This is a genomic window from Gordonia sp. Swx-4 (assembly GCF_030316175.1).
Lineage (GTDB): Bacteria > Actinomycetota > Actinomycetes > Mycobacteriales > Mycobacteriaceae > Gordonia > Gordonia alkanivorans.
The window spans coordinates 3985924-4012164 of record NZ_CP128197.1; the positions used below are offsets into that span (position 1 = coordinate 3985924).

The window sequence follows — 26241 nt, forward strand, 5'->3', positions numbered from 1 at the left end:
GGGGGCCCACCGGTTCCAGAGGTTCCGCCGCAACATCTCCGGTGTTCGAGGGATGGCGGGAACAAAAGGTGCTCAGCGACTCTGAGTGTCATGAAGACATCGGGACCCGCGGTACGGATCACCGCACCCGACCCTGCGCCACCATCCGCTCCGATCACCGACCCGCGAAGGAACAAGACTGTGTCCATCACCTCCGAACCGATCGATTTCACCGACCTCGACGCGCTCGTCACCACCGTCGCGGGCCCCGTCCTGACGCCGACCGACGACGGTTACACCGCCGAACTGACCGGCTTCAACCTGGTGACCATCCCTGCCGCCCAGGTCGTCGTCGGCGCGACCGGCGCCGAAGACGTCGCCGCCGCAGTGCGATACGCGCGGGCCAACGGACTTCGGGTCGGCGCCCGGGCCACCGGACACGGGGCCCCGATCGAGGGGCGCGGCACCGTTGTCATCACCACCTCACGGATGACCGACATCGTCGTCGACCCGGTTGCCAGGACCGCCCGCGTCGGTGCCGGCGTCCGCTGGCGTGACCTCGCCGCGGCGACCGCGCCCCACGGACTGACCGGCCTCGCCGGCTCGTCGTCGTCGGTCGGCGTGGTCGGCTACCACCTCGGCGGCGGCCTCAGCCCGCTCGGACGCCGATTCGGTTGGGCTGCAGACCATGTCCGATCGATCGAACTGGTGACCGCGGACGGGATCATCCGAACGGTCGACCCCTCGGCCGGTTCGGACCTGTACTGGGCGATCCTCGGTGGACGCGACGGCTTCGGTGTCGTCACCGCCATCGAGTTCGATCTCTTCGAACTCCCCACCGTCTACGGCGGCGGCATCTTCTTCGCCGGCCCGGCGGCGGCCGACGTGCTCCACGCCTGGCGTGAGTGGGCGCCGACCCTCCCGGAGGAGGCCGGTACCTCGGTCGCGATCCTGCGCCTCCCGCCGGATCCCGGCCTGCCTGCCCCGCTGCAGGGCCGGCTCGCGGTGCACGTCCGCTACACCCACACCGGCGACCCGGCCGCCGCGGCAGCGCTTCTCGCCCCGATGCGCTCGGCGGGCCCCATTCTTCTCGAGAACATCGACGTGCTGCCGACCGCCGCTCTCGACGCCGTTCACATGGACCCGCCCGGCCCGATGCCGTCCGCCGAGCGCGGCAGCATCCTGCGCGAGTTCCCCGCTGCGGCCGTCGACGCCCTCCTCGAGGTCGCCGGACCGCACGTCGCGAGCCCCCTGGCCATCGTCGAGGTCCGTCTGATGGGCGGTGCACTGACGCGGCCGCAGCGCGTTCCCAACGCGGTCGCCGGACGCCACGGCGCCTTCAACGTCATCGCGATCGGTGTGCCCGCCGGCCCCCTCGGCGACCAGGTCGGATCGCATCTGACCGCGGTCACCCGGGCCGTCTCACCGTGGTCGGCGGGTGCGCTGCTGAACTTCTGCGGACTCGGTGCCGCCGAACGCGAGCAGCTCTGGACACCCGAGCAGCGGGTACGCCTGGAGACGATCCGCCGCCGTCATGATCCGACCGGGGTCCTCCGGGTGGATGATCCCAGCTTTGTGGGATAGACATCGGTGCAGCTCAGGAACATGATTGCGGAATGACATCGAGCCTGACCGCCGAGCGCGTGCGCCGCGACATCGAAGTCGTGGCGCACGCCGGCCTCGGCCTCGACGACTTCTTCGCGGAAACCGTGGATTCGTTGCGCCGTGCGGTCCCCGTCGATGCCGCCTGCATCGGCACCTTCGACCCCAACACCGTGATGCTGACCTCCGCCCGCAAGTACGGGGACCTGCTCGGTCAGGACCACAAGGACCCTCAATGGGGTCTCCTCGAGTACGGGCAGGTCGAGCCCTCCAGTTACCGAGAACTGGTGGCGCAGAAGCGCGATGCCGTCGGCCTCAACCTCCTGACCCGGGGCCGGACCCAGCAGTCCGAACGCATGACGCAACTCATGATCCCGGAGTACTGCTTCCACGACGAGGCGCGCGTCGTGCTCCGCGACGGGGACCGGGTGTGGGCCGGGATCGCGCTGTTCCGCAGCGGAGCGGGCTGCCGACCGTTCACCGAGGACGAGATCGACTTCCTCGGCTCGCTGTCCCAGACGCTCGCCCACGGGGTTCGGATCGGATTGCTCAGCACGGTCGTCGCCGAACAGCGCCCCTCGATCACCAGCGGACCCGCCGTGCTGATCATCGATCGCAACAACGAGATCGTGCAGATGAGCGCCGGCAGCCAGGAGCGCATCGACGACCTCGCCGCCGGACCGAACAGTGCAGCGGCGGCCAACCCCATCTACGGCCTGATCGGTGCCGCACGACGCTACGGCGCAGGCGAGACGCAGGTACCGCCGCGTCTGCGGGTCCGCGGCCGGTCGGGAATGTGGCTCGTCATCAACGCATCCCCGCTGTCCTCGGCCGACGGCCGTCCGGGCGAGGTCGTCGTCACGATCGAGGAGGCGCGCCCGCCGGAGATCATCCCCCTGGTCGTCGAAGCCTTCGGGCTCACCGCGCGTGAGCGTGACGTGACCCAGATGGTGTTGCAGAACGTCGCCACCAAGGACATCGCCGCCACCCTGCACGTGTCGGCGTACACGGTGCAGGATCACCTGAAGTCGATCTTCGACAAGGCCGGGGTCCGGAGCCGTCGCGAATTGATCGCCCGCGTCTATTTCGACCAGTACGCACAGCGTCTCAACGATCCGCTGACGCCGTCCGGCTCCTACGCGTCGGCCGAGTAACCACAACTCACCTGCACTTTCCCGGAGGGTCCGCATCGCGGACCCTCCTTTTCCGTCCGCAGACCACCTGACTCGGTCGGTCGTCTCACAGTGAGACGTTTGTTACCTGGCTCACACGGTTGTATCGAAGTCGCTCCAGTTCATACGGGCCGGCACACCCGTCGGCTCCCTCTAAGAGGAGGCGCACTTTGAGCAGGCAGAGCTTGACCAAAGCACATGCGAAGATCACCGAGTTGTCCTGGGAACCCACCTTCGCGACCCCGGCAACCCGATTCGGAACCGACTACACCTTCGAGAAGGCACCCAAGAAGGACCCGCTGAAGCAGATCATGCGGTCGTACTTCCCGATGGAGGAGGAGAAGGACAACCGCGTATACGGCGCCATGGACGGCGCCATCCGCGGCAACATGTTCCGGCAGGTCCAGGAACGGTGGCTGGAATGGCAGAAGCTGTTCCTGTCGATCATCCCGTTCCCCGAGATCTCGGCCGCCCGCGCGATGCCGATGGCGATCGACGCGGTCCCCAACCCCGAGATCCACAACGGGCTGGCCGTGCAGATGATCGACGAGGTCCGTCATTCGACGATCCAGATGAACCTCAAGAAGCTGTACATGAACAACTACATCGACCCGGCCGGCTTCGACATCACCGAGAAGGCCTTCGCCAACAACTACGCCGGCACCATCGGCCGCCAGTTCGGCGAGGGGTTCATCACCGGCGACGCCATCACCGCCGCCAACATCTACCTCACCGTGGTCGCCGAAACGGCCTTCACCAACACGCTGTTCGTCGCGATGCCCGACGAAGCTGCCGCCAACGGCGACTACCTGCTCCCCACCGTCTTCCACTCGGTGCAGTCCGACGAGTCGCGGCACATCTCGAACGGCTACTCGATTCTGCTGATGGCGCTCGCCGACGAGCGCAATCGTCCTCTGCTGGAACGTGATCTGCGGTACGCGTGGTGGAACAACCACTGCGTCGTCGACGCCGCGATCGGCACCTTCATCGAGTACGGCACCAAGGACCGGCGCAAGGACCGGGAAAGCTACGCGGAGATGTGGCGCCGGTGGATCTACGACGACTACTACCGCAGTTACCTTCTGCCGCTGGAGAAGTACGGACTCACCATCCCACACGATCTGGTCGAGGAGGCCTGGAACCGGATCACCAACAAGCACTACGTCCACGAGGTGGCACGCTTCTTCGCCACCGGCTGGCCGGTCAACTACTGGCGCATCGACGCCATGACCGACAAGGACTTCGAGTGGTTCGAGGAGAAGTACCCCGGCTGGTACAACAAGTTCGGCAAGTGGTGGGAGAACTACAACCGCCTGGCCTACCCGGGCCGCAACAAGCCGATCGCCTTCGAGGACGTCGGCTACGAGTACCCGCACCGCTGCTGGACCTGCATGGTGCCCTGCCTGATCCGTGAGGACATGGTGGTCGACAAGGTCGACGACCAGTGGCGCACCTACTGCTCGGAGACCTGCCACTGGACCGACGCGGTCGCCTTCCGCGATCAGTACGACGGCCGGGACACCCCGAACATGGGACGGCTCACCGGGTTCCGCGAATGGGAGACCCTGCATCACGGCAAGGATCTCGCCGACATCATCGAGAACCTGGGTTACGTCCGCGACGACGGCAAGACCCTCATCCCGCAGCCGCACCTCGACCTGGACCCCAAGAAGATGTGGACGCTCGACGACGTCCGCGGCAACGTCTTCAACAGTCCCAACGTGTTGCTGAACGAGATGTCCGACGCGGAGCGGGATGCGCACATCGCGGCGTATCGCGCGAATCCCAATGGGGCCGTGCCGGCCTGACGGCACGCAGGTGAGCGCGCCCCTCCGCAGGGTCGCTCGCAAGCTCGCTCCTCAGGGAGCGGTGACGACCGCAAGCCGTCGCCTCCCCCAGCTCCCTGAGGAGCGCAGCATCTCCCCCTTTCAGACAGGAGTTTCCGTGGCCGACACACATCGCATCAACTTCGCCCCCGTCGACATCGAGATGGAGGTCACCGAGGACGAGTCCATCCTCGACGCCGCGTTCCGGCAGGGTATCCACCTGATGCACGGGTGCCGCGAAGGCCGGTGCTCGGCGTGCAAGTCGTACATGCTCGACGGCGACGTCCAGATGGACGACTACTCCACCTTCGCCTGCAACGAGGCGGAGGAGGCGGAGGGTTATGTGCTGCTCTGCCGGTCCTACGCTTACAGCGACTGCGAGATCGAACTGCTCAACTTCGACGAGGAGGAGTTGCTCGGGGGCGCACCGATCCAGGACGTCCGCACCCGGGTCACCGCCATCGAACCGGTGTCCAAGGACATCGTGTCACTGCGCCTCGACGTGGTCGAACCCGAGACCTTCGAGTTCAAACCCGGCCAGTACGTGGACCTCTCGGTCCCCGGTACCGACGAGAAGCGCTCCTTCTCGATCGCAACCACCCAGGCCACCCCGGACAAGCTGGAGTTCCTGATCAAGAAGTATCCGGGTGGTCTCTTCGCCGGCCTCCTCGAGAAGGGGCTGGCGCCCGGTGACGAGATCATGATCAACGGTCCGTACGGGTCGTGCACGCTGCGCAACGGCCATGTGCTGCCGATCATCTGTATCGGTGGCGGAGCCGGGATGGCTCCGTTGCTCTCGCTGCTGCGTCACATCAGCGAGACCGGCCTGAACCGGCCGGTGCGCTTCTACTACGGTGCCCGGACCCCGGCGGATCTGTTCTATCTCGACGAGATCGCCGCGCTCGGCGACAAGATCGCCGACTTCCGGTTCCTCGCCTGCCTGTCGGAGTCCGCCGACGGCGCACCCGACGGGGTCGAGGTGGCACAGGGCAATGTCACCGACATCGTCGCCGAACACGAATCAGATCTCGCCCGAACGGAGGTGTACTTCTGCGGCCCCCCACCCATGGTCGATGCGGCTCTCGCTCTCGCCGACCAACATTCGGTCCCCCGGGACCAGACCTTCTACGACAAGTTCACCAGCCCGGCTTTCGACTAGCAGTCGCCGAACGAGGAGGAACGACAGGTATGTCCGCACCCACCGCGCCGAAATCACCACAGCGCGAACGCAGTTTCCCGAGCATCGAATTCACCGACGCCGAGGCCGGCGCCAAGGAATTCCCGAGCAGCAAGAGCCGCAAGTACAACTACTATCAGCCGGCCAAGAAGCGGGCGACGATCTACGAGGACGTCACCGTCGACGTGCAGCCCGACCCGGAGCGCCACCTGACCCAGGGCTGGATCTACGGCTTCGGCAGCGGTCCCGGCGGCTACCCGCAGGAGTGGACGGCCGCGAAGTCGAGCAACTGGCACGCCTTCCTCGATCCCAACGAGGAGTGGGAACAGACCATCTTCCGCAACAACTCGGCGGTGGTCCACCAGGTCGATCTGTGTCTGCAGAATGCCAAGCGGGCCCGCGTGTACGACGGCTGGAATCCTTCGTGGCTCAAGTTCATCGAGCGTAACCTCGGTGCCTGGATGCACGCCGAGAGCGGCATGGGCCTGCACGTGTTCACCTCGATCCAGCGGTCGGCTCCGACCAACATGATCAACAACGCCGTCGCGGTCAGTGCGGCGCACAAGCTGCGTTTCGCCCAGGACCTCGCGTTGTTCAACCTCGATCTCGCCGAGGCCGAGGAGGCCTTCGACGGGTCGGCGCACAAGGAGGTCTGGCAGTCGGCGCCGGAATGGCAGCCGACCCGGGAGGCCGTGGAGCGGCTGACCGCGATCGGTGACTGGGCGAAGCTGTTGTTCTGCACCAACATCGTCTTCGAGCAGCTCGTCGGCTCGCTGTTCCGGACCGAGCTGATCATGCAGGTCGCGGCGCGCAACGGCGATTACATCACCCCGACGATCGTCGGCACCGGTGAGTACGACTACGACCGCGACCTGAACTACACCCGGGCCCTGTTCCTGATGCTCTCCCGCGACGAACAGTACGGCGCGCAGAACCGGGCACTGTTCGGCGAGTGGTTGTCGGAATGGGTGCCGCGCTGCCTCGACGCTGCGCGTGGGCTGCAACCGATCTGGTCGCAGCCGGCGGACAAGTCGGTCACCTTCGCCACGAGCCTCGAGGCCGCGACCGAGAAGTTCCGTGACGTCCTCAAAGCCATCGAAGTCGACATCCCCGAGGAGCTGAACCAATGAGCAGCATGCAATTCGGCGCACAGACCGAGTTCTCCAACATGTGCGGCGTCACCCTGATGAACACGCCCATCGGCCGCGTCGTCGCCGACGTCATGGGCGCCAAGGAGGGTGTCGAACTCACCGAGTACCCGTCGATGATCCGCGTCGACGGCGTCAACCGGCTCGAGTTCGACTACGACGAGCTCACCGACGCCCTGGGTCAGGAGTTCGACGGATCGATCTTCGAGGAGATCAGCTCCACCCACTACGGGCGAATGGTGCACCTCGACGACCGGACCTTCCTGTTCGCGAGCCCCGAGGACGCCGCCGAGTTCATCGGGTTCGATCTCACCGCGTCCAGCTGAGCGCAGGCCCCACCCCCGATCTGCGTCGTGGCCGCCGGCGAGGACCCCGGCGGCCATGACGCACCCCAGAAATCCCCGCCGGCAACAACTCTCGATCCCCGCCAACCCCATCGGATGCAGCCCGCTTCCACCGAGAACGATCAAGGAGTCATCGATGTACGAGAAGAATGGCGACAAGTACTTCATCGTCGACGCACACGTCCACCTCTGGGACGCCCGTGAATCCAATCAGCGCAACATCCACGGCAAGCAGTTCATCGATTGCTTCTACGATTACCACCGCAATCTCAGCCCCGAGGAAGAGGTCTGGGACTACGACACCTACACCTACTACGGTCCCGACCGGCTGATGCGCGACCTGTTCGAGGAGGGCCCGGCCGATCACGCCATCTTCCAGGCGACGATCCTGAAGGACTTCTACGTCAACGGTTTCGCCCAGGTCGACGACTCGCTGAAGCTGTGCGAGGACAACCCGAAGCTGCTCACCTACAACCACGCCTACGATCCCCGCCACGGCGAGGCCGGCCTCGAGCAGCTCCGCAAGGACGCCGACAACATGAACCTCAAGGGCGTGAAGCTGTACACCGCCGAATGGATCGGCGACTCACGGGGTTACAAGCTCGACGACGCCTGGTCACGCCGCTACCTCGAGGAGTGCATCAAACTCGGCATCAAGAACATCCACGTCCACAAGGGACCCACCATCCGGCCCCTCGACCGGGATGCCTTCGACGTGGCCGACGTCGACAAGGTGGCCACCGACTACACGGATCTGAACTTCATCATCGAGCACGTCGGCCTGCCGCGGCTCGAGGACTTCTGCTGGATCGCCACCCAGGAGTCCAACGTGTTCGGCGGTCTCGCCGTGGCGATCCCGTTCATCCACACCCGGCCCCGGTACTTCGCGCAGATCATCGGCGAACTCCTCTACTGGATCGGTGAGGACAAGATCCTGTTCGCCAGCGACTACGCGCTGTGGACGCCGCAGTGGCTCGTGGAGCGGTTCGTCGACTTCCAGATCCCGGAGGACATGACCGAATACGCCCCGATCACCGTCGAACAGAAGAAGAAGATCCTCGGCCTCAACGCGGCAGCGCTCTACCCGCACATCGAGGTGCCGGAGGAACTCAAGCTCCCGACCAGCGCCGCCGATCCGGAAGTCGAGGTGGCCGCCGGCGCGAAGGACGTGGTGACGGCATGACCACGATCGCACCTCCCCCCGGTTATGTCGCCGATGCCGCGACGGACCTCGAGCGCGACGTCCTCGCCGCGCTCGACACCGTCCTCGATCCCGAACTCGACCAACCGATCACCGAACTGAGATTCGTGCGGTCGATCCTGATCGACGAGGTGGGCGTGACCGTGCACCTGCGTCTCCCGACGTCGTTCTGCTCGCCCAACTTCGCCTACCTGATGGGGTCGGATGCACTCGACGCGCTCGAGGACGTCAACGGCGTCGGGCAGGTCCGGGTGCTGCTCGACGATCATCACGACAGCGACAAGATCAACGCCGGACTCGACGCCCGTGCCGGATACAAGGGCACCTTCGGCGTCGAGGCCCTCGACAGCCTCGACGAGCTGCGCCTGACCTTCCAGCGCAAGGCCCACACCGCCGCGATGGAACGATGTGTGGCCGCCGAGATCGCTGCCGGTCGGGTCACCGTGGCCGACGTGGATCGGCTGGCGCTGCGGGATGTACCACGCGGTCGCCACAAGGCGGCGCTCCTCCGACGCCGGTTGGAGCTGGGCCTCAGCATATGCCCCAACAGCCTCGTCGTCGTCGACGAGGAGGGGCACACGCTGCCGGCCGACCAGATCCCGATGCGGTTGAGATTCGCACGGTCCGTGCGCATCTCGATGGAGGGCAACAGCCATTTCTGTCGTGGTCTGCTCGCCACCCGCTATGCCGACGACGACGAATGCGACGGGGCCAGCGGCCCGGTCATCACCAACCTCCGCGAAACCCCTCGCGCACACCACCGAAGCGAACAGGAGTAAGCCATGCGCGCAGTCCAGGTCGTCGGCTACCACGACAAACTGCAACTCAACGAGGTCCCGGCCCCTGAGATCACCGGGCCGCACGACGTCATCGTCCGGATCGGTGGTGCCGGTGTCTGCCGCACCGACCTGCACATCCTCGAGGGCCAGTGGGAGGCGAAGAGCGGTGTCGACCTTCCCTACACGATCGGCCACGAGAACGCCGGCTGGGTCGAGGCCATCGGTGACGCGGTCACCAACGTCGCCGTCGGGGACAAGGTGATCCTGCATCCGCTGATCACCTGTGGACTCTGCCGGGCCTGCCGGTTCGGCGACGACGTCCACTGCGAGAACAGCCGGTTCCCCGGCATCGACACCGACGGCGGTTACGCGGAGTTCCTCAAGACGACCGCACGCAGCGTCGTGAAGATCGACGACTCCCTCGAACCCGCCGACGTGGCGGCGTTGGCCGACGCCGGCCTCACCGCCTACCACGCGGCCGCCAAGGTCGCGCGGATGACGCGGCCCGGCGACACCTGCGTGGTCATCGGCGCAGGAGGTCTGGGACACATCGGAATCCAGGTGTTGGCCGCGATCTCCGCCCTGCGGATCGTCGTCGTCGACCGGAACCCGGATGCGGTGGAACTCGCCACGGAGGTGGGTGCCGAGATCGGCATCGTCGCCGACGGAACACATGTGCAACAGGTCCTCGACCTGACGGACGGACACGGTGCCGAGGCCGTGCTCGACTTCGTCGGCGAGGGCGGGGCGACCGCCGAGGGAACCGCGATGCTGCGCCGCGCCGGCAGCTTCTTCGTGGTCGGCTACGGCGAGAACATCGACGTCCCCACCATCGACGTGATCTCCACCGAGATCAACTTCATCGGCAACCTGGTCGGTTCCTACAACGACCTCGGTGAGCTGATGGACCTCGCCGCCCGGGGAAAGGTGAAGCTGCACACCAGCACCTACGCCCTCGCCGATTTCCAGCAGGCACTGGACGATCTCGACGCCGGCCGCGTGCGCGGTCGCGCGATCCTCGTGCCCTGACCCTTCGATTTTTCAGCCGAGAACACCACAGAAAGGCAGGACGACCATGGCCAAGGAGTTGCGCTACAACGCCGAAGCGCGACTGCGGCTCGAGCGAGGAGTGAACGCACTCGCCGACGCGGTCAAGGTGACATTGGGACCGAAGGGCCGCAACGCGGTCCTCGAGAAGCTCACCGGCCCACCGACCATCACCAACGACGGGGTGACCATCGCCCGCGAGATCCAGCTGCGTGATCCGTTCGCCAACATGGGCGCACAGCTGGTCAAGGAAGTGGCGATGAAGACCAACGGGGTTGTCGGTGACGGCACCACCACCGCAACCGTGTTGGCGCAGGCCATGGTTCGCGAAGGTCTACGCGCCGTCGAGCAGGGCGCCAATCCCATGCGGGTGCGCCGAGGTATCGAGCGGGCGATCACCACGGTGATCGATGCCCTGTCCGAACAGTCCGTCGCCCTCGGTGGCCGCAGCGATCTCGAACGCATCGCGACCCTGGCCGCGAGTGACGACGAGGTCATCGGTTCGGCCATCGCCGCCGCGGTCGAGTACGTCGGCCGCAACGGTGTGATCACCACCGAGGAGAGCGACACCCTGGGCCTGTCGGTGGATGTCGTCGACGGCATCGAGTTCGACCACGGCTACATCTCGGGGTACATGGTCACCAATCCCGAACGGATGGAGGCGGTTCTGGACAACCCGGTGGTGTTGCTGACCAACAAGAAGATCACCTCGGTGCAGGAGATCATGCCGAGCATCGAGGCGGCCAAACGCGCCGATCGTCCGCTGGTCGTGCTCGCCGAGGACGTGGACGGTCCCGCACTGCAGCTGCTCGTCGGCGGCAACATGCACAAGACGATGCAGTCGGTGGTGGTCCGCGCACCCGGCTTCGGTCATCGCCGTGTCGCCGAACTCGAGGATCTCGCCGTCGCACTCGGCGGTCACGTCATCGCCAAGGACACCGGCCTCGAGCTGCACGAGGTCTCCCTCGACCATCTCGGCCAATGCGACCGGGTCACCGTCACCGAGGACTCCACCACGATCGTCGGTGCGCGAGGCGACCAGACCCTCGTCGACGCTCGCGTCGCGCAACTCGAGGCGCAGCACGCACGTGCACGGATCGACGCCGACCGGGACAGCCTGGAGCTACGGATCGCGCGACTCACCGGCCGGGTGGCGGTCATCCGGGTCGGCGGCGTGACCAGCGTCGAACTCAAGGAGCGCATGCTCCGCGTCGAGGACGCCCTGGCCGCGACGCGGGCGGCGGTCGAGGACGGCATCGTCTCCGGCGGCGGAACCGCGCTGGCACAGGCACATCGGGCACTCGACGCGCTCGGCGACGTGGGTGGTGACGAAGGGGCGGGCATCGGCGTCGTCCGCAGGTCGATGGCCGAACCGTTGTTCTGGATCGCCACCAACGCCGGCTTCGACGGCGAGGAAGTGGTCAAGGTCGTGAGCGGTCTGCCCCTGGGTCACGGATTCAACGCCATGACAGGCGATTACGGCGACATGTTCGACGAGGGCGTCATCGATCCGGCAAAGGTCACCAAGGCCGCGCTGGAGAGCGCCGCGTCGATCGCCGCACTGCTGATCACCACCGAGACCGCCGTCGTCGAGGAGGTGTTCACGCATCCGGGCGCGATCGAGGCCCCGGGCTTCGGTGATCTCGCCGAGGGGATGGTGCGGCCCTCCAACATCTACTAGTCCGCCCTCCTCCAAGACCCCGGCGGGGACGTCGTCGCTGCAGCGGCGACGGGGGCCGGTCGCGATTGCAGATTCGTTCTCGGCGTGGATCGCGACCGGCCCACTTCCGGCTGCCCGAAATGTCACCCGTATGCCCCTTGACCAGTACGAATCGGATGAAGACACCTGGTCGTTCACGCGCGTGAACGTAGGCTCGTCCGCTACACTGCCTTGGAATGAGACCTACATCACAGTAGGGAGTTGCGGTCCCGGTGAAGCCCAAGCCAACAGACCAGTCTCGTGAACCCGTCGCCCACGTAGCACGGGCGCGCGAGCGATTCCTCAGCGAAGACGGTGTCGTCGACGATCGCCTGACCGGTGCCGTTCGAGATGCGATCTCGACCTCGTGGCGCCGTTCGCGCTCGTTCAAGGTGCAGACAGACCGGCTGGAACTCCCGTTCGTCCGCGAGCCGAACACCGACAGTCCGCTGATGACCGCGGCCCGGCCGGTGCTGGACCAGCTCGCCACCGACCTCTCGTCGGAACCGGTGAGCATCATCCTCACCTCGCCGGACGGTGTGGTGCTGTCCCGTGCCGCCGGCAGCGGCGAACTCCTCGGCCAGCTCGACGCGGTGTCACTCGCACCCGGTTACAGCTACAGCGAAGAGCACGCCGGCACCAACGGGATCGGCACCGCCCTCGAAACCCGGCAGGCCACCCTCGTCACCGGTGCCGAACACTATGCGGGATGCCTCGCCCAGCTCAGTTGCGCCGGGGTACCTATCCGAAACCCGTTCTCCGGCGGCGTCGTCGGGGCCCTCGACCTCACCGGGTGGGTGGAGAAGGGCGGTTCCCTGCTGCTGTCCCTGGCCAAGTCGGCGACCGTGCAGATCGAACAGCAGATGCTCGCGAACGCCAGCGAAAGCGAATCCCGGCTCCTCTCGGCCTATCTCGCGACCTGTCGACGCGCACCCCAGATGATGGTCCTCGCCATCGCCGCCGACGTCGTGCTGATGAACCGACGTCTTCGGCAGAGCATCGACCCGCAGGATCAGGTGTCGATGCTCGAGCACGCCGTCGACCAGACCCTTGATGTCGCCGCGGGGCGGCGGGTGAACACGCTGCCCAGCGGCCGCTCGGTACGACTCGCGCCGGTCGTCGAGTTCTCTGACGCAGCGGCCGGCATCGCGGTTTTCCATGTGCACCTGATGGATTCGGCCACCGCCACCTCACCCCAGCGCCGACCCTCGACGGCCTCAATGCTGCCCGGGATCGTCGGCCGCAGCTCATCGTGGCGGCAGGCGAGCGACCGCATCGCCCAGCACGTGGGTGCCGGCCACTGGATCGCGGTGTCGGGCGAACGGGGTTCGGGGCGGTCGGCGGTTCTCCGCGCAGCGGCGGGACAATGCCGGCACGGGACGATTCGCGTGTACGCCGCCGCAGACTTCCAGGACACCGACACCCTCGACAGCTTCGCCGCGGAGCTCGACACGGACGGCTTCGCGATCATCCTGCGCGATGCCGACGAGTTCGACGACGACATGCTGTTCGACGTCGCCGAGGTGATGCAGGGACGCGAGCACGCGGGCTGGCTGGGGATGACCCTCAGCGCCGGCGACGCGACACCCACCCTGGGCGTCACCCTGCTCCCCTTCTTCTCGCACACCATCGAGGTACCGCCACTGCGCCATCGCATCGAGGACCTTCAGGTGCTGGTGCCGGCCATCCTCCTGCAACTCACGCGCGGACGGGAACTCGAGGTCGCGCCGGACGCCATGCGGCAGCTGAGCAAGTACACCTGGCCGGGCAACGTCGCAGAACTCCGGCAGGCGCTACGGGACGTGGTCATCCACCATCGGTCGGGGACGATCACGGCGCAGCATCTGCCGCCGACCTATCGCGCACAGAGCCGGCACACCCTCACCCGCATCGAGGCGCTCGAACGGGATGCGATCGTGCGGAGCCTGGAGGAGAACGGTCGGAACAAGGTCGCGGCGGCCCATGCACTCGGCATCTCCCGGGCGACGATCTATCGAAAGATCAAGGAGTTCGGCATCGACGTGTAGTCGGCGCCGGCACCGGGGATCGGCGGTCGGGATCGGCGGCGGGCAGGTCGGGACGATGCCACCCCCGCCGAATGGCACCGTCCCCGTGACCTGCATCTTCACGCCATAACCGAAGTTATTCACGATCGTGAATCGTCAGTAGTCCATCACGGGCCACACACCTTTACAAGGAGAAGTGACAAGGTGTGATACTCGTAACAACCGTCGAGCGATGGTTAAAAGCGGCCCCTCCAAATAGGGTCGGATACCGAGCGGACGATCGGTAGATGCATGATGAACGGGTGCCCCTGAACGGCACCACAACGGCGGTCCGATCACGAGGAAGTGCGATGGCCACACCCATGTCCCGGCGGGACCTCGAGTTCCTGCTGTACGAATGGCTTGACGTCGAGGCCCTGACCTCCCGAGACCGTTTCGCGGCGCACTCGCGCGACACCTTCGACGCCGTCCTCGAGCTCAGCGCCGACATCGCGATGAAATGCTTCGCCCCGGCCAACAAGATCGGCGACGCCAACGAGCCCTACATCGGCGACGACGGCAAGGTCGTCCTCCCCGACGCGGTGGTGTCGGGCCTCGCCGAGTTCCGCAAGGCCGGCCTCATCGCCGCCTCCTTCGACGAGGAACTCGGCGGCATGCAGCTGCCGACCGTCATCCGGCAAGCGTCCGCGGTGTGGTTCCAGGCGGCGAACGCGGCCATGTCGTCCTACAACTTCCTCACGGTCGGCAACGCCAACCTGCTGGCCGAGTACGCGACCCCCGAACAACGCAACACCTGGGTCCGCCCGCTCGTCGAAGGCCGCTTCGCCGGGACGATGTGCCTGTCCGAACCGCAAGCCGGGTCGTCGCTGGCCGACATCACCACCAAGGCCGAACCGGCCGGCGACGGTACCTACCGGATCACCGGGACCAAGATGTGGATCTCGGCCGGCGACCACGAACTGACCGAGAACATCGTGCATCTCGTGCTGGCCAAAGCGCCCGGTGGCGGTCCCGGCGTCAGGGGGATCTCGCTGTTCATCGTGCCGAAGTTCCTGCCGGACGGCACCCGCAACGACGTCGCCCTGGTCGGCCTCAACCACAAGATGGGCAACCGCGCGACCACCAACACGCTGCTCAACTTCGGCGACGGCACCTTCTCCCCCGACACGACCCCCGGCGCGGTGGGATATCTGGTCGGCGAGGAGCACCGCGGCCTCTCCTACATGTTCCACATGATGAACGAGGCACGCATCGGCGTCGGATTCCTCGCCACCGCACTGGGTTACGCCGGGTACCAGGCGTCGCTGGAGTATGCGAAGGTGCGCACGCAGGGACGCCCCGTCGACCAGAAGGATCCGTCCTCGAAGCCGGTGCCGATCATCGAGCACGCCGACGTCCGGCGGATGCTGCTGGCCCAGAAGTCCTACGTCGAGGGCGCGCTCGCCTTCGAGCTGTACTGCAGCGTTCTCGTCGACCAGGCCGCGACGACCGCCGACGCCGAGGAACGCGCCCGCATCGAGCTGCTGCTCGAGGTGTTGACCCCGATCGCCAAGAGCTGGCCGTCGCAGTGGTGCCTGGAGGCCAACAGCCTGGCGATCCAGGTCCACGGCGGGTACGGATACACCCGTGAGTTCGACGTCGAGCAGTACTACCGCGACAACCGCCTCAACCCCATCCACGAAGGGGCACATGGCATCCACGGCCTAGACCTGCTGGGCCGCAAGGTGATCATGCAGGGCGGTGCCGGTCTGGCACTGCTCGCCGAGACCATCGGCGCGACCGTCGCACGTGCACTCGAGGTGCCGGCCGCCGCCGGATACGCCGAGACCCTGCAGTCGATCGTCGACCGGCTCGTCAAAGTGACCGCACACATCTGGTCGTCGGGCGACCCGAAGCTCGCGCTCGCCAACGCCACGCTCTACCTCGAGGCCACCGGCCACATCGTCATCGCCTGGATGTGGCTCGAACAACTCCTCGCCGCGGACGGCCGGACCGGCGACTTCTATGACGGCAAACGCGCTGCAGCGCAGTACTTCTTCCGGTATGAACTACCGAAGACCGGTCCGCAGCTCGACCTCCTCACCGCGCTCGACCGCACCACCCTCGACGTCGAACCGTCCTGGTTCTGACCACACCCGCCGATCACGGCGCGGCGCCTCTGCGCCGCGTCACCGGAGAAACACGCAAGGGAGACAACGATGTCCGTGATGGATCTGTTCGACACCACCGGCAAGGTGGTCATCGTTACCGGCGCTTCGTCGGGACTCGGTGTCTCCTTCGCCCGCGGCTTCGCCGAGGCCGGCGCCGACGTGGTGCTCGCCGCGCGTCGAGCGGAGAAGCTCGCCGACACCGCTGCCGCCGTGGAAGCGCTGGGCCGCAAGGCTCTTGTCGTCCCCGCCGACGTCTCCGACCCCGAGCATTGCCAGCGCGTCGTCGACGCGGCGATGGAAACGTTCGGAAAGGTCGACGTCCTCATCAACAACGCCGGCGTCGGCACCGCCTATCCCGCGACTCGGGAGACCCCCGAACAGTTCCGGAACGTCATCGACATCAACCTCAACGGTTCCTACTGGATGGCCCAGTCGTGTGGACGGGTCATGCAGCCGGGCAGCGCGATCGTCAACATCTCGTCGATCCTCGGCATCACCACCGCGGGGCTGCCGCAGGCCGCCTACGCCGCGAGCAAGGCCGGCGTCATCGGTCTCACCCGGGACCTGGCCCAGCAGTGGGGTTCGCGCAAGGGAATCCGCGTCAACGCCATCGCCCCCGGCTTCTTCGAGAGCGAGATGACCGACACCTACCAGCCCGGTTACCTCGACTCGCAGATGCCGCGGGTCGTCCTGGGTCGCACCGGTTACGGAGAAGAGCTCGCCGCGACCGCGATCTGGTTGTCCTCGGCGGCCGCCGGCTACGTCACCGGGCAGACCCTCGCAGTCGACGGTGGCGTCACCATCACCTAGAAGCGGCACGCGATTGCCGCGGTCGGCGGCGGGGGCGGCCCTAGACTGGTCGCAATGGAATCCGCACCCGCTCCCGACAATCCGCTGCATCCCACCCTGCGAGAGCCGGTCAACCAGGTCGATCCGCGCGCCAAGACCCTGTGGCGCATCGGTCCGCTGATCCTGGGCGTACCGGCGACCATCGCGGCCATCGTGGTCGCGGTCGTCGTGCCCGACGCACGGTGGGGTGCAACGCTCGCCGCGATCGCCCTGGCCCTGCTGACCGTGTTCTACACGGTGGTGGTCCCGTTGTGGCGGTATCGCTTTCACCGCTGGGAGGTCAGCGAGGATGCGGTGTACGCCCAATCGGGCTGGTTCGTCCGGCACCGGGTGATCATCCCGATCGCACGTATCCAGGTCGTCGACACCGAGGCCGATCCCCTGGAACAGTTGCTGAAACTGGGGAAGCTCACGGTGACCACGGCGTCGTCGGCGGGCACGATCCACATCGAGGGGCTCGACGCCGAACTCGCCCGCGCGACCGCATCCGACCTGACCATCCGCACCCAGGCGTTCACCGATGACGCGACCTGAGCCGCAACCCGGTGCGGTGCCGCCGGCCACCCCGGGCCTTTACATCGACGCGCCGGACGAATGGCATCGACTGTCCCCGTGGATGATGGCGGTGACCGTCGTCGAATCGCTCCCGTCGCTGGTTCCGGTCCTCATCGCACTGGTCTTCGCCGGGCGGAGCGCGCCCCTGGTGACACTTCTCGCCACCGTGGTCCTCGTGCCGCTGGTGACGGTGGTGCCGTGGCTGACCACCTTCTATCAGGTGACCGCAGAACACGTCCGGGTCCGGAGCGGGCTGGTCACCAAGAAGGTCGCCACCGCCCGCCGCGACCGCATCCGCAGCGTCGACCTCACCGCCTCACTCGTCCACCGTGTGCTGAATCTGCAGAAGGTCACCATCGGTACCGGCGGCGACGAACAGGCGTCGCAGGTCAAACTCCGCGCCGTCACCCTCCCCGAGGCGCGCGCCCTGCACGACAACCTGATGCCGACGGCCGGAACCCGGTCTGCGGCAGCAGCGTCGGAGGAGCAGTTCGCTGCCGAGATGCCGACGGCCGCACCCGAGGTGCTCACCAGCTTCCAGAACGCCTGGCTGCGGTACTCGCCGTTCTCGATGGGCGGTCTCGCGATCGCCGCCGCGGTCGCCGGCGTCGGGGTCCAGATCGCCAACGACGCAGGCATGTTCGACGAGGGGGTCGGCCTCGCACGCGACGCCTTCGACACCGTGCGGTCGATCCCGCTCGCACTGGTCATCGCCGTGGCCGTGGTGGCCGTGATCCTCATCGGCGCCGTCCTCTCGGTGATCGGATATGTCCTGAGCTACTGGGACTTCCGCCTCACCCGGCATCCCGACGGGACCCTGCGCACCGAACGCGGACTACTCACCACCAACTCGATCAGCTTCGACGAGAAGCGCATCCGCGGCAGCCACCTGACCGAACCGATCCTCATGCGACCGCTGAAGGGTGCCCGTCTGCAGGCGATCGCGACCGGTGCGACCAAACACCCGCTGCTGCTGCCGCCGGCCCCGATGTCCGAGGCGATGCGGGTCGCCGACCTCGTCACCCACGAGCGGTCCGAACTGACCGCCGCGTTGACCGGACACGGCCGCGTCGCCCGCATCCGCCGCCTGAACCGGGGATTCCTCTCGGGTCTGGTGATCCTCGCCGGGATCTCGATCGCGGTCATCGGCGGCGCGATCCCGGTCGGTTGGATCGCCGTGGGTGTGCTCGCGCTCGCGGGTTCGATCGGTCTCGGCATGGTCCGGGCCCGGCACCTCGGTCACCGTCTCACCGCCCGGTCGGTGGTCATCGCTCCCCCGACGGTCGCCCGGCAGCGGATCGTCGTCGACCGCGCCGGCGTGATCGGCTGGGCGAGCCGGTCATCGGTCTTCCAACGCCGTGCCGGGGTGAGCACGCTGATCCTCGCGACGGCCGCCGGTTCCGAGCACTACTCGCTCGTCGACGTCGACGATGCGACCGCCGCGGCGATCACTTCCGACGTGACACCCGACTGGGTGGCACCGTTCCTCCGTCCGATGGCCGAGTAGGTCGACGGCCCCGCATCCGCATGGTGATTTCCTTCCCGCCTACCGAGCTCGATCGGCGGGAAGGAATCCGACAGGCGGGATCGTCGATCACCCGGCGTCGGGTAGCGCCTGGAGCAGCCGGTCGACGAACGCCGCCTGAGCGGGGTTGAGTTTCTTCTTCGCGGTCTCCGGGTCGAACCACTCGGCGCGGTCGATCTCCGGGAACGATCGCATGCGGCCCGACCGCGGCGGCCACGCCATCTCGAAGGTGTTGGATACGACGGTCGTCACGTCGAGATCGCCCTCGACGCCGAAGCCGATGACGGTCTTGCCGCTCTTGAGCTTCACCTCGCCGAGGTCGATGTGCGGACCGCCGGGCAGCGGGCTGCCGATCTCCTCGAGGTACTCACGACGCGCGGCGTCCCACTCCGATTCGTCGGCGTCGACCAGCCCCTTCGGGATCGACCACGAGCCTTCGTCCGGCTTGCGGGCCCAGATCGGGCCGCCGGGGTGAGCGATGAGCACTTCGACGCCGTCGGGGCCGCTACGGCGGAACAGCAGGATGCCCGCGCTGCGGCGAGTCGAGGATACGGTCACCGATATATCTTCGCGGAAACACCGCCGACACACGGACGCGCCTCCGCGGAAATACCGGGTACGTAGAAACCAGTCATGCCGTTAATCGACGTCGTGAAGAACGGGAAGACCGGTGCGCGTCCGGTCGACGAGATCCCGCCGTTCGTCAAACTGTTCCCGCTCGGCCTCCAGCACGTGCTCGCGATGTACGCGGGTGCGGTCGCGGTCCCGCTGATCGTCGGCGGCGCGATGGTCGGGGCCGGGCAGCTACAGCAGGGCGACATCGTCCACCTGATCATGGCCGACCTGTTAGTCGCCGGTATCGCGACGATCCTGCAGGCCGTCGGGTTCTGGCGGTTCGGCGTCCGGCTCCCGCTGATGCAGGGCGTGACCTTCGCCGCCGTCGGCCCGATGATCACCATCGGCACCAGCTACGGCATCACCGCCATCTACGGTTCGGTGATCGCGTGCGGCGTGTTCATGATCGCGGTGGCACCGATCGTCGGGCGGCTCATCCGGTTCTTTCCGCCGCTGGTCACCGGCACGATCATCCTGATCATCGGCGTCTCGCTGATGCGGGTGGCGGCCGGCTGGTTCGGCGGCGGCACCGCCTCCGGCCCCGACTTCGGCGACCCGAAGAACATCGGCTTCGGCTTCCTCACCCTGGCGATCATCGTCGCCATCGAGCGTTTCGCACCCGACGCCGTCCGCCGTGTCTCCATCCTCCTCGGCCTGGCGATCGGCACGCTCGTGTCCATCCCGTTCGGGATGACCCACTGGGACAAGGTCGGCGAATACCCGTGGGTGGGTGTGCCGCAGCCGTTCCAGTTCGGCGCGCCGACCTTCGAGATCAGCGCGATCATCTCGCTGATCATCGTCGGCGTGGTGATCATGACCGAGACCACGGGCGACATCGTCGCGGTCGGTGAGATCGTCGACGAGAAGATCACCCCGCGCCGCCTGGCCGACGGCATGCGCGCCGACGGACTCGGCACCGTCCTCGGCGGCATCTTCAACACGTTCCCGTACACGGCGTTCGCACAGAACGTCGGCCTCGTCGCCATCACCGGCGTCCGCACGCGCCACGTGGCGACCTGTGCCGGCATCATCCTGGTGGTCCTCGGTCTGCTGCCGAAGATGGCGGCGGTCGTCGAGGGCATCCCGCTCCCGGTGCTCGGCGGCGCCGGTGTGGCACTGTTCGGCATGGTCGCGGCCAGCGGCATCCGGACCCTCACCAAGGTGAAGTTCAACAACGTCAACGTGCTCGTCGTCGCGATCTCGGTGGGCGTTGCGATGCTGACCGAGGCGAAGATCTACTACACCGACCGCGCTCTCGGCGATGCCCCGGTCGACGTCGTGCTCGACATGTACTCGCAGTTCCCGGACTGGTTCCAGACCATCTTCCACTCGGGCATCTCGGCCGGCGCCATCACCGCGATCCTGCTGAACCTGCTGCTCAACACCCGCAGCGTGTCGTCCGATCCGGTCGACTACCACAACACCGGGGACATCGCGGTCGTCGGCGAACCCACGGTCTCGGCCTCCGACGGCGTCCGGGCACCGGCGTTCGACCCGCGGGACGCCCTTGCGGCCGCCGACCCCGACACCCCGCCGGAGACCCTGCGCTACCTCGCCGATCACGACGCGTCGCTGCACCAGTTCATCGTGACCAACCCGTCGAGCCCGAAGGACCTGTGCGACCACATCAGAGGCCTCGGCGATCCCAAGGTGATGCGGGTCTTCGAGACCTGGGACGGCTACACCGACGGCGGGTTCTCGCGGCGCGGTTCGTGAACGGGCGGACCGTCCAGATGTCGCCGAACGTGTCGACCGGCGTCACGGCAGGCGACATCCACGATTCAGTTCTCGGCGCGCCCTACCCCGCATCGGCCTTCGCGTAGTTGCTCGCGCCATAGAAATCGACGGTGACCACCGGCTCATCGCCGACCACCCAGGCGTCGTGCCCGGACGGCAGCGACGTGATCTGCCCGGGCCCGGCGTCGAACTCGGTACCGTCGGCCATCACGATGTGCAGCACCCCGGAGACGTGGTACTGGAAATGCGGCGCCTCACAGAGTTCGGTGCCGGCGATCGGTTTCACGTCGACCGACCACCGCCAGCCGGGCTGCAACTCGAGCCGGCCGATCTCGGAGTCCCCGACGTTGAGCACGTTCATCCGGCCGTGACCGAAGGTGCGGACCTCGTCGGGTGAGGCGAAGTCGCGGTGCTCGGTGCGATGCTTGGTGGCGGTCATGATTCCCTCCGGTTTGGATCCACCCGACCCTCCTCTGACGCTACGAACCCGACCTTGCGGTTCGGTAGCGGTCGGCACACGATCCGGCGCAGGTGGGGGCGCCGAAGCCGCCTCCGCCCGACACGACGCCGCGGGACCCCGGACACGGCCCCCCTCGCCGCGAATCGGCATATCGTGGGTTCCATGTCCTCCAGATTCGAACCCGGCCCCGGCGCCGACGACGGTTCCGCAGCCGACGGCCTCGACGACCGCATCGTCGACCCCGACGTACCGCACGAGTGGCCGCACGCGTCGGCCTTCGCCTTCGGGGATGCGACGCCGATCGGCGAGACAGATCGCCTGGCGCGTGAACGCGCGGCGTACGAGGCCGCCGGTCACACCGACTACAACCGGGGCCACGCCGTGGGCGGCTCCGCCGGAAGCACCGAGGGGCAGTAGATGGAGGTCTTGTCCAGCCGGGTGCTCCTACTCTCGGCAGATCCCGAGCGTCTGCAGGCCTTCTACCGTGACCAGCTGGGTCTCCCGATCCATCGGGAGTACCCCGGCGGCATCGTGTTCTTCGCCGGCAACGGGCTCATCGAGATCTCGACGCACATGAAGACCGACGCCCCCGACCCGATGAGCAACGCGGTGCTCTGGTTGCAGGTACGCGACGCCGAGGCCACCGGGAAGCAGTTCCGGGATCGCGGGGTGACGGTCACCCGCGAGCCGCGGACCGAGCCGTGGGGCCTGATCGAGATGCACGCCGAGGACCCTGACGGACGCACGATCATCGTCGTCGAGATCCCCACCGGTCATCCGCTGCGCAAGGACAACCGCTAGCCGGAGGGCATCGGCGGTGATGAAACCGGCCGGACCGGGCATGACAAACTGGATCGCATGAGTTCCTGGAACGCGCCCACCTGCGCGAGCGGCTTGGATGCCACCGTCGAGCTGCCCGGTTCCAAGTCCATCACCAACCGCGCGCTGGCCCTCGCCGCGCTCGCCGACGGCCCGTCGACCGTCCGCGGAACCCTCCGCAGCCGAGACACCAACCTGATGCTGAGTGCTCTGGAGGCACTCGGTGTGCAGGTGCGCATCGACCCCGCGGCGGAGACCACCGTCTCGCTCACCCCAGGACCGTTGCACGGCGCCGACGTCGACTGCGGTCTCGCCGGCACGGTGATGCGATTCCTGCCGCCGCTCGGCGCGCTGGCCGCCGGCCGGGTGCGCTTCGACGGCGACCCGCAGGCCCGGGTCCGGCCCCAGACCACGATCCTCGACGCCCTGCGCGGGCTGGGGGTCGCGATCGAGGGTGACCGGCTGCCCTTCACCATCGACGGCACCGGACGCGTGCGCGGTGGCGAGGTCACCATCGACGCGTCCGGGTCTTCGCAGTTCGTGTCGGGTCTGCTGCTGTCGGCGGCCCGGTTCGACGAGGGGCTCGTCATCCGCCACGTCGGACCGCCCGTCCCGTCGACTCCCCACATCGACATGACCGTCGAGATGCTGGCGACCGCCGGCGTCGAGGTCGACACCTCCGAACCCGATGTCTGGCGCGTGTCGCCCGGTCCGATCCGGGCCGTCGACTGGACCGTCGAACCCGACCTGTCGAACGCGGCGGCGTTCCTGGCCGCTGCCGCGGTGACCGGCGGAGAGGTCCGGGTGCCGTACTGGCCGGCGGTCACCACACAGCCCGGCGCCCGCATCGCCGACGTCCTGGCCGCAATGGGATGCACCGTCGAGCACCTCGAGGGCACCCTCAGCGTCCGCGGACCCGAGGTGCTGAAGGGCGTGAACCTCGACCTGCGCGACATCGGTGAACTGACCCCGACCATCGCCGCCCTCTGCGCCCTCGCCGACGGCGAGTCGACGCTGAGTGGCATCGCCCACCTGCGCGGCCACGAAACCGACCGGCTGGCGGCCCTCACCACCGAGATCACCCGTCTCGGCGGGATCTGCGCCGAGACCGAGGACGGACTCCGGATCACCGGGACGAGCCTGCACGGCGGGACCTGGGAGTCCTACGCCGATCACCGCATGGCCACCGCCGGCGCCATCATCGGACTCGTGACGCCCGACGTCGTGGTCGACGACATCGAGACGACCAACAAGACCCTGCCCGACTTTCCCGGCATGTGGCAGAAGATGATCGGGCGCCCTTGAGCCGGCGGGCCAACAGCTACGACGAGTCCGACGTCCGGGTTCGTCCGGGGAAGGGCACCCGTCCGCGCACCAAGACCCGCCCATCCCACGACGACGCCGAGCAGGGCATGGTCGTGTCGGTAGACCGCGGCCGGTGGGGTGTCGTCCTCGGCGGCGATCCGGACCGTCGCGTCGTGACGATGCGCGCGCGAGAACTGGGCCGGACCCCCATCGTCGTCGGTGACGACGTGTCGGTGGTCGGCGACCTCTCCGGCAAGCCCGACACCCTGGCGCGGATCGTCCGCGTCGCGGAACGGCGAAGTGTGTTGCGCCGCACCGCAGACGACTCTGATCCCTACGAGCGGATCGTGGTGGCCAACGCCGACCAGTTGCTGATCGTCACCGCGATGGCCGACCCGCCGCCGCGCACAGGATTCGTCGAACGCACACTCGCGGCGGCCTACGTCGGCGGCCTGTCCCCCATCCTGTGCCTGACCAAATCCGATCTCGCCGATCCGACCGAGTTCATCGCCGCCTTCGCCGATCTCGACCTGCCGGTCATCCGGGCCGGGCGCGACGATCCGCTCGACGAGATCCTCGCGACGCTCCGGGGCCGTATCACCGCATTCATCGGCCACTCCGGGGTCGGCAAGTCGACACTCGTGAATCGTCTTGTCCCCGACGCATATCGGGCGACCGGCGTCGTGTCCGGGGTAGGCAAGGGACGCCACACGTCAACCCAGTCGGTGGCGCTGCCCCTACCCGGGGACTCGATCCCGCGCGGCTGGGTGGTCGACACCCCCGGCATCCGGTCGTTCGGACTCGCTCATGTCGGTGCAGACGACATCATCGCGGCGTTCGACGATCTGCGGGACGCCATCGAGGAATGCCCCCGGGGCTGTACGCATCTCGGCCCGCCGGCCGATCCGGAGTGTCGCCTCGACGAACTCGAGGGCCACTCCTACCGGCGCGGCATGGCCGTGCGGCATCTGCTGGCAGCGGTAGGCGGGACGCTCAGCGACGACGTCGCCGCGCCCGCAGCTGACGAATCGCCGTCTTGAGCCCGGTCGTCCGCGGCATCCCGGCAAAGCGCTTCTCCGACGCGGTTTCCGGAGCGTCGTCGGCGGTCGCCCGCAAGAGCTGATCGGGCAGGGCGAGCTTGTTGATCGTGCGCAGCGTCTGAAAGTACTGCACCGCAAGCGAACCCGTGGTGTAGGGCAGGTCGTACTTGTCACATAGAGCCCGCACCCGCTCGGCGATGTCGGCGTAGCGGTTGCTCGGCAGGTCCGGATAGAGATGGTGCTCGATCTGGTAGCAGAGGTTACCGCTGAGGAAGGCCATCGCCGGCCCGGCGTCGAAATTCGCCGTCCCGAGCATCTGCCGCAGATACCACTGCCCCTGTGTCTCGTTCTCGAGGATGTCCGCAGTGAACTTCTCTGCCCCGTCCGGGAAGTGGCCACAGAAGATCACCACATAGGCCCACAGGTTGCGGATCAGGTTCGCGGTGAGGTTCGCCGTCAGCGTGTGTGTGAAGTTCGGACCGGACAACGTCGGGAACAACACGTAATCCTTCACGATCTGCTTGCCGACCTTACGGGCGAACAACTTGAGCTGCGGTCTCGCGATCTCCTTGGGCTTGGCACCCGAGATGACGTCCTTCAGATCCAGGTCGTGCAGACCGATCCCCCACTCGAACAGCGCCGCGAGCACGACGTTGGTCAGCGGCTGCAGAAGCAGCTTGGGCTGCCACGGATCGTCCCGGGTGACGCGCAACGTCTTGTAACCGACGTCGTGGTCCATGTCGAGAACGTTGGTGTACTTGTGATGGATGTAGTTGTGGGAATGCTTCCAGTGCGGCGAGGCGCACACCATGTCCCATTCCCAGGTGGTCGAGTGGACCTCCGGGTCGTTCATCCAGTCCCACTGCCCGTGCATCACGTTGTGCCCGAGCTCCATGTTCTCGATGATCTTCGAGAGAGCGAGCGCGCCGGTACCGAGCAGCCAGAGCGGCCGCGAGCGGCTGCCGAGCAGCGCGACGCGTCCGGTCACCTCGAGCGCGCGGTGCGCCAGGATCGTGCGTCGCAGGTACTTGACGTCACGCATCCCCCGATCCGCCTCGATCTCGCGGCGAAGGGTGTCGAGTTCGGCACCCAGCGCCTCCACGTCGGCGTCGGTCAGATGCGCGTACTCATTGATGTCAGTGATGGCCATTGAGCCCCATTATGCCGACCTTTTCGATTCCCTGCCCCGGCGCGGGGTCCGACCAC

The 26241-nt window shown here is 67.1% G+C and carries 23 protein-coding genes; 20 read left to right on the forward strand and 3 right to left on the reverse strand.

Translation table 11 applies throughout. The features are described 5' to 3' along the window. Nucleotides 1–180 precede the first annotated feature (180 nt). The 15 genes from PWF70_RS18295 (at nucleotide 181) to PWF70_RS18365 (ending at nucleotide 19041) form a co-directional block, all read left to right on the forward strand. The gene (locus tag PWF70_RS18295) at nucleotides 181–1563 is read left to right on the forward strand and encodes an FAD-binding oxidoreductase (RefSeq protein ID WP_286352723.1); all 1383 of its coding nucleotides are present in this window, start codon (nucleotides 181–183) and stop codon (nucleotides 1561–1563) included. Nucleotides 1564–1595: 32 nt separating this feature from the next. Then, the gene (locus PWF70_RS18300; protein WP_035755089.1) at nucleotides 1596–2735 is read left to right on the forward strand and encodes a LuxR C-terminal-related transcriptional regulator; all 1140 of its coding nucleotides are present in this window, start codon (nucleotides 1596–1598) and stop codon (nucleotides 2733–2735) included. A gap of 188 nt (nucleotides 2736–2923) precedes the next feature. Continuing rightward, nucleotides 2924–4561: an aromatic/alkene/methane monooxygenase hydroxylase/oxygenase subunit alpha gene (locus tag PWF70_RS18305; protein WP_035755187.1), complete on the forward strand. Its 1638-nt coding sequence runs from the start codon at nucleotides 2924–2926 to the stop codon at nucleotides 4559–4561. Nucleotides 4562–4697: 136 nt separating this feature from the next. Next, a complete protein-coding gene (locus tag PWF70_RS18310) occupies nucleotides 4698–5738 on the forward strand; it encodes a 2Fe-2S iron-sulfur cluster-binding protein (RefSeq protein ID WP_286352724.1) in 1041 nt (346 codons plus the stop codon). Nucleotides 5739–5767: 29 nt separating this feature from the next. Beyond that, nucleotides 5768–6886: an aromatic/alkene monooxygenase hydroxylase subunit beta gene (locus PWF70_RS18315; protein WP_042377350.1), complete on the forward strand. Its 1119-nt coding sequence runs from the start codon at nucleotides 5768–5770 to the stop codon at nucleotides 6884–6886. Beyond that, a complete protein-coding gene (mimD, locus tag PWF70_RS18320) occupies nucleotides 6883–7230 on the forward strand; it encodes a propane 2-monooxygenase effector subunit MimD (protein ID WP_006360127.1) in 348 nt (115 codons plus the stop codon). The genes PWF70_RS18315 and mimD overlap by 4 nt, the downstream gene beginning before the upstream one ends. Nucleotides 7231–7384: 154 nt before the next feature. Beyond that, nucleotides 7385–8431, forward strand: coding sequence for an amidohydrolase family protein (locus PWF70_RS18325; RefSeq protein WP_286352725.1), 1047 nt, complete (start codon nucleotides 7385–7387; stop codon nucleotides 8429–8431). Then, a complete protein-coding gene (locus tag PWF70_RS18330; protein ID WP_119032976.1) occupies nucleotides 8428–9228 on the forward strand; it encodes an iron-sulfur cluster assembly protein in 801 nt (266 codons plus the stop codon). Before PWF70_RS18325 ends, PWF70_RS18330 begins: the two co-directional genes overlap by 4 nt. Nucleotides 9229–9231: 3 nt before the next feature. After that, complete coding sequence (locus tag PWF70_RS18335) at nucleotides 9232–10257, forward strand: NAD(P)-dependent alcohol dehydrogenase (RefSeq protein WP_006360130.1); 1026 nt, start codon at nucleotides 9232–9234, stop codon at nucleotides 10255–10257. A gap of 46 nt (nucleotides 10258–10303) precedes the next feature. Beyond that, nucleotides 10304–11956 carry a chaperonin GroEL gene (gene groL, locus PWF70_RS18340; RefSeq protein WP_286352726.1) on the forward strand — a complete coding sequence of 551 codons (1653 nt, stop codon included), beginning with the start codon at nucleotides 10304–10306 and terminating at the stop codon, nucleotides 11954–11956. Nucleotides 11957–12207: 251 nt separating this feature from the next. Further along, nucleotides 12208–14001, forward strand: a complete 1794-nt coding sequence (locus PWF70_RS18345) for a sigma-54-dependent Fis family transcriptional regulator (protein WP_042377361.1) — start codon at nucleotides 12208–12210, stop codon at nucleotides 13999–14001. A gap of 329 nt (nucleotides 14002–14330) precedes the next feature. Further along, nucleotides 14331–16109, forward strand: a complete 1779-nt coding sequence (locus PWF70_RS18350; RefSeq protein ID WP_042377362.1) for an acyl-CoA dehydrogenase — start codon at nucleotides 14331–14333, stop codon at nucleotides 16107–16109. A gap of 69 nt (nucleotides 16110–16178) precedes the next feature. Continuing rightward, a complete protein-coding gene (locus PWF70_RS18355) occupies nucleotides 16179–16940 on the forward strand; it encodes an SDR family NAD(P)-dependent oxidoreductase (RefSeq protein WP_042377364.1) in 762 nt (253 codons plus the stop codon). A gap of 54 nt (nucleotides 16941–16994) precedes the next feature. Then, nucleotides 16995–17513, forward strand: coding sequence for a PH domain-containing protein (locus PWF70_RS18360; RefSeq protein WP_286352727.1), 519 nt, complete (start codon nucleotides 16995–16997; stop codon nucleotides 17511–17513). Then, the gene (locus PWF70_RS18365; RefSeq protein ID WP_042377368.1) at nucleotides 17500–19041 is read left to right on the forward strand and encodes a PH domain-containing protein; all 1542 of its coding nucleotides are present in this window, start codon (nucleotides 17500–17502) and stop codon (nucleotides 19039–19041) included. Before PWF70_RS18360 ends, PWF70_RS18365 begins: the two co-directional genes overlap by 14 nt. Nucleotides 19042–19128: 87 nt before the next feature. Here PWF70_RS18365 and PWF70_RS18370 read toward each other — a convergent pair whose 3' ends face one another. Further along, complete coding sequence (locus tag PWF70_RS18370) at nucleotides 19129–19617, reverse strand: NUDIX hydrolase (RefSeq protein ID WP_042377373.1); 489 nt, start codon at nucleotides 19615–19617, stop codon at nucleotides 19129–19131. 75 nt (nucleotides 19618–19692) lie between these two features. Between PWF70_RS18370 and PWF70_RS18375 the strand changes: the two genes are divergently transcribed. Further along, nucleotides 19693–21390: a nucleobase:cation symporter-2 family protein gene (locus tag PWF70_RS18375; protein ID WP_042377375.1), complete on the forward strand. Its 1698-nt coding sequence runs from the start codon at nucleotides 19693–19695 to the stop codon at nucleotides 21388–21390. Nucleotides 21391–21472: 82 nt separating this feature from the next. On the opposite strand, the gene PWF70_RS18380 is transcribed toward PWF70_RS18375, so the two are convergent. Continuing rightward, the gene (locus PWF70_RS18380) at nucleotides 21473–21850 is read right to left on the reverse strand and encodes a cupin domain-containing protein (protein ID WP_039880293.1); all 378 of its coding nucleotides are present in this window, start codon (nucleotides 21848–21850) and stop codon (nucleotides 21473–21475) included. Nucleotides 21851–22033: 183 nt separating this feature from the next. Between PWF70_RS18380 and PWF70_RS18385 the strand changes: the two genes are divergently transcribed. Genes PWF70_RS18385 through rsgA form a run of 4 tightly spaced genes read left to right on the forward strand, consistent with a single transcriptional unit; the run spans nucleotide 22034 to nucleotide 25035 of the window. Further along, entirely contained in the window at nucleotides 22034–22288 is a 255-nt protein-coding gene (locus PWF70_RS18385; protein ID WP_005197507.1) for a hypothetical protein, read from the forward strand. Further along, nucleotides 22289–22672 (forward strand): VOC family protein, encoded by a 384-nt coding sequence (locus tag PWF70_RS18390; protein ID WP_042377378.1) that lies wholly within the window; start codon nucleotides 22289–22291, stop codon nucleotides 22670–22672. It abuts the gene before it with no gap. A 57-nt stretch (nucleotides 22673–22729) separates the two neighbouring features. Next, nucleotides 22730–23995 (forward strand): 3-phosphoshikimate 1-carboxyvinyltransferase, encoded by a 1266-nt coding sequence (aroA, locus tag PWF70_RS18395; RefSeq protein WP_042377380.1) that lies wholly within the window; start codon nucleotides 22730–22732, stop codon nucleotides 23993–23995. After that, the gene (gene rsgA / locus PWF70_RS18400) at nucleotides 23992–25035 is read left to right on the forward strand and encodes a ribosome small subunit-dependent GTPase A (RefSeq protein ID WP_042377382.1); all 1044 of its coding nucleotides are present in this window, start codon (nucleotides 23992–23994) and stop codon (nucleotides 25033–25035) included. Before aroA ends, rsgA begins: the two co-directional genes overlap by 4 nt. On the opposite strand, the gene PWF70_RS18405 is transcribed toward rsgA, so the two are convergent. Continuing rightward, nucleotides 24989–26185 carry a fatty acid desaturase family protein gene (locus PWF70_RS18405; protein WP_241548717.1) on the reverse strand — a complete coding sequence of 399 codons (1197 nt, stop codon included), beginning with the start codon at nucleotides 26183–26185 and terminating at the stop codon, nucleotides 24989–24991. The genes rsgA and PWF70_RS18405 overlap by 47 nt on opposite strands. Between the last annotated feature and the right edge of the window lie 56 nt (nucleotides 26186–26241).

What these genes read in the sequence shown, in the direction of transcription:
- PWF70_RS18315 (WP_042377350.1), top strand. Translation starts at nt 5,768, where the DNA reads ATGTCCGCACCCACCGCGCCGAAATCACCACAGCGCGAACGCAGTTTC.
- PWF70_RS18300 (WP_035755089.1), top strand. Translation starts at nt 1,596, where the DNA reads ATGACATCGAGCCTGACCGCCGAGCGCGTGCGCCGCGACATCGAAGTC.
- PWF70_RS18380 (WP_039880293.1), bottom strand. Translation starts at nt 21,850, where the DNA reads ATGACCGCCACCAAGCATCGCACCGAGCACCGCGACTTCGCCTCACCC.
- PWF70_RS18365 (WP_042377368.1), top strand. Translation starts at nt 17,500, where the DNA reads ATGACGCGACCTGAGCCGCAACCCGGTGCGGTGCCGCCGGCCACCCCG.
- PWF70_RS18355 (WP_042377364.1), top strand. Translation starts at nt 16,179, where the DNA reads ATGTCCGTGATGGATCTGTTCGACACCACCGGCAAGGTGGTCATCGTT.
- PWF70_RS18390 (WP_042377378.1), top strand. Translation starts at nt 22,289, where the DNA reads ATGGAGGTCTTGTCCAGCCGGGTGCTCCTACTCTCGGCAGATCCCGAG.
- PWF70_RS18350 (WP_042377362.1), top strand. Translation starts at nt 14,331, where the DNA reads ATGGCCACACCCATGTCCCGGCGGGACCTCGAGTTCCTGCTGTACGAA.
- PWF70_RS18385 (WP_005197507.1), top strand. Translation starts at nt 22,034, where the DNA reads ATGTCCTCCAGATTCGAACCCGGCCCCGGCGCCGACGACGGTTCCGCA.
- PWF70_RS18330 (WP_119032976.1), top strand. Translation starts at nt 8,428, where the DNA reads ATGACCACGATCGCACCTCCCCCCGGTTATGTCGCCGATGCCGCGACG.
- aroA (WP_042377380.1), top strand. Translation starts at nt 22,730, where the DNA reads ATGAGTTCCTGGAACGCGCCCACCTGCGCGAGCGGCTTGGATGCCACC.
- mimD (WP_006360127.1), top strand. Translation starts at nt 6,883, where the DNA reads ATGAGCAGCATGCAATTCGGCGCACAGACCGAGTTCTCCAACATGTGC.
- PWF70_RS18360 (WP_286352727.1), top strand. Translation starts at nt 16,995, where the DNA reads ATGGAATCCGCACCCGCTCCCGACAATCCGCTGCATCCCACCCTGCGA.
- groL (WP_286352726.1), top strand. Translation starts at nt 10,304, where the DNA reads ATGGCCAAGGAGTTGCGCTACAACGCCGAAGCGCGACTGCGGCTCGAG.
- PWF70_RS18325 (WP_286352725.1), top strand. Translation starts at nt 7,385, where the DNA reads ATGTACGAGAAGAATGGCGACAAGTACTTCATCGTCGACGCACACGTC.
- PWF70_RS18405 (WP_241548717.1), bottom strand. Translation starts at nt 26,185, where the DNA reads ATGGCCATCACTGACATCAATGAGTACGCGCATCTGACCGACGCCGAC.
- PWF70_RS18335 (WP_006360130.1), top strand. Translation starts at nt 9,232, where the DNA reads ATGCGCGCAGTCCAGGTCGTCGGCTACCACGACAAACTGCAACTCAAC.
- PWF70_RS18375 (WP_042377375.1), top strand. Translation starts at nt 19,693, where the DNA reads ATGCCGTTAATCGACGTCGTGAAGAACGGGAAGACCGGTGCGCGTCCG.